The sequence below is a fragment of the Barnesiella sp. CU968 genome, from assembly GCF_905219685.1.
Lineage (GTDB): Bacteria > Bacteroidota > Bacteroidia > Bacteroidales > Muribaculaceae > Lepagella > Lepagella muris_A.
Map to the genome: position 1 here is coordinate 1 of NZ_CAJMXD010000353.1, position 3,036 is coordinate 3,036.

The following is a 3,036-nucleotide window of genomic DNA, read 5'->3' on the forward strand; positions in this document are numbered from 1 at the left end:
GCTATATGGGGCTGTATAGGGCTGTATGGGATGTGTTCTTAATGGCAGCAACCATCACCACAGCCGTCGCCACAGCCGCCGTCACCGCATGAGCCATGGCTGCCGCAACCGCAGCAACCGCCCTGGGCGGGATGTAGCTCCTCGGGTGTCGCTTCGCGCACTTCTTCTACTTCTCCGGCAAATGTCACTGTCAGTCCGGCAAAAGGATGGTTGAAATCCATCTTTACATTGTCGCCTACTTCAATGACCTTGCCCAATACGCGGAAGCCTTCGGCTGTCATCATGGGGAGCTCGGCTCCAGCTTTCACTTCCTCTGCGAGTTTGCCGTCGCGCATGAATATGTCTTTGTCAAGCTCAATCACATTTTCTGCATGGCGCACTCCGAATGCCGCCTCGGGAGGAAGGGTGACATCAAATCTGTCGCCTTTCTTGAGGTCTTTGAGTGCTGCGATCAGACCGGGCACAACCTCCTGTGAAACTCCATATACCATTTCATCCGGCTCTCCTTCGGGAGTCGCGAACAATTCTTTGCCGGAATCGGCGTCGGTAAGTCTGTAAGCATATTTTACAAACATTCCGGGTCCTACTTTTATCTCTTCCATATTGTCTGTTATTGTATTTATCAGTTTAAATTGCTTGGTTTTGCTTATTGCAGTTTTTCCGCTTCCTGTTTCCTCAAAACACCGGTTATTGCGCCGGTATTTCATCTGGATCGGGGTAATAGTCGGGCACGGCAGGCTCCTGTTCCGGGGTGCTGTCGTCAGTCACTTCCTCATCTTCAGGATGCTTGAGCATGTATTGCTGTTGCGGCACAATGATGTTGAAATAGAAACCTTCAGCTGATTTATCACGTTTCGTCTTGTTGGTTTCGTCAGGACGCACTGACAGATAGTCATATCCGGGTTCTATGAATTTTGCATCTGTTGCCTCATAACCGAGCAGCTGCACCATATCGTATTCATGCATCGGATATATTACATACCATGCCTTGTCCATGCTTTCTCCGGTGCCTGTACTTTTGATCGCGCCGAGCAGATGTTCCAGACGATACTCCCATATTTTTGCACTCATGTCTTTCCTCTTCTCCTTGAGAACATGCACAAGAAATGACATCTGGCGGAGGTCAAACGGATTGTCGGCGAGTGCGAGCTGGGCATATTTGCGTATCGTGTCTATCTCCTCTTTTGTGTGGCTCGACTTCATGCGGAGGTCATCGGTCACATTGGCGTAAGGAGAGACCCTATACGGGTCAAAATCCTCCTGAAACATGTATCCGAGATAGAAATGTCGGTATTCATCATTGGTCATTGTCGTGTCGTTGCTCTCGTATTTCTTCATGAGTTTAGGGAAATAATACGGGCTTGACGGAGTGAGAGTGGAGATGCGGATTTCTTCAAGATCCGGCTTCTCCACGGTTATCTTGCGTTTGTTCTGTGCGATTGCCGTTGAGGAAATCGAGAATGAAATCATCAGTGCCGCGGCAGATACAAATATTTTTCTTAAACTTATCATAGGGTATTTACAATAAGGGAATTTTAAATTTAACGGGGGTGGGAGCCTGTCTCACCTATAGATTAAAACGTTTGACAATCATTTTTTGATTTCCGGATATGCCACACGCGAGTGGTATATGGTGGCGAGACGTTTCTTGAACGTGTCTTTAACAGTCTCCACATCGCGGTAGCTGATCGGAGAATCGCGGAAAAGTCCTTCTGCCTGCTGTCCGTTTACGATGCGGTCTACCAGATTGTTTATTGATTCCCGTGAGTAATCCTGAAGACTTCGGGAAGCCGCTTCCACGGCATCCGCCATCATAAGTATCGCCGTTTCTTTCGACTGCGGGTTGGGTCCGGGGTAGGTAAACCGGGATTTGTCTACCTCTGCCTCCGAACTCTGGTTGACTGCTGTGTTGTAGAAGTAACGTGCCATACTTTTGCCATGATGCTCGGTGATGAAGCTGCGTATCACTTCCGGCAGATTCTCTTTTGCCGCGATTTGCAGTCCGGCTGTGACATGCGATATTATTTTCTGTGCGCTTGTCTCGGGATTCAGACCGGTATGAGGATTGATGCCGTGCTGGTTCTCCGTAAAGAATATAGGGCTTTCAAGTTTGCCTATGTCGTGATAAAGCGCTCCGGTCCTGACAAGCTGTGTGTCGGCTCCGATGGCTCTTGCAGCCTCGGAGGCGAGTGTGGACACCTGCATGGAATGCTGGAATGTGCCGGGAGCCTCTTCCGCGAGGCGGCGCAGCAGCGGACTGTTAATGTCGGAGAGTTCCACAAGTGTGACAGTCGATGTGAATCCGAATATCTTCTCTACTATGAGAATCATGATGTAGGCGAAAGACAGAATCACGGAGTTGATGGCGAATATGCCGATCATGCGCCATGCGAAATTGTCAAGATTGCCGTCTGTTATGAGACTCGATACAAAATAAGTCAGACAGTATGCCAGAAAGGTGAAGGCGGCTGTGCGAAGCAGCTGCGACCGCTGGCTGAGACGATGTATGCTGAATGCCGCCAGCAATCCGGCGGTCAGCTCCATGAAAATGAACTGGTAGGGGAATACGGCAACCAATGATGATATGAGCACCGTGACAAGCAGGGAGAAAATTGCCGTGCGGGAATCGAAGAATACAAGGATCACTACCGGCACCGAGGCGAACGGTACAAAATATATGCCGTTGGGAACATATTCGAACATCAGAATCGAGAAGACAACGAAAAGTGTTATGAAACACATCAGAAATGTCATCTTCCGCAGGGAATTGAAGAAACGTGAGCGGTACAACCCCATGAAGAGATACAGGATGCTGAAGCATATGAGGATGAAAAGGAACTGTCCCGCATAGAAATACCGGTGGTCGTTCTGCGAGTTGTTGGTCTTGTTAAGCAGTTCCATGTATGTGTTCAGGTTCGTGTAGATCTGAGGTGTTATGATTTCACCTCTGTCGACTATCCTCTGTCCTTTCTTTATCACCCCCTGCGCGCCGTTGACCTGCAGATATTCCTGATTCCGGAATTTGCTGTCGGCGGC

Annotated in this window: 3 protein-coding genes; all 3 read right to left on the reverse strand. The window is 49.0% G+C overall.

Going from position 1 to position 3,036, the window contains the following annotated elements; genetic code table 11:
- Positions 1-38: 38 nt before the first annotated feature.
- Positions 39-602: a peptidylprolyl isomerase gene (locus tag JX312_RS11330; protein ID WP_164916506.1), complete on the reverse strand. Its 564-nt coding sequence runs from the start codon at positions 600-602 to the stop codon at positions 39-41.
- Positions 603-687: 85 nt separating this feature from the next.
- A complete protein-coding gene (locus JX312_RS11335) occupies positions 688-1,512 on the reverse strand; it encodes a DUF4919 domain-containing protein (protein WP_204458069.1) in 825 nt (274 codons plus the stop codon).
- Positions 1,513-1,590: 78 nt separating this feature from the next.
- Positions 1,591-3,036, reverse strand: a 1,446-nt coding sequence (locus JX312_RS11340; RefSeq protein WP_204458070.1) for an HD family phosphohydrolase, incomplete at its 5' end; no start/stop codon positions are given.

Coding starts and splice junctions, on each gene's coding strand:
- JX312_RS11330 (WP_164916506.1), bottom strand. CDS start 602: ATGGAAGAGATAAAAGTAGGACCCGGAATGTTTGTAAAATATGCTTAC.
- JX312_RS11335 (WP_204458069.1), bottom strand. CDS start 1,512: ATGATAAGTTTAAGAAAAATATTTGTATCTGCCGCGGCACTGATGATT.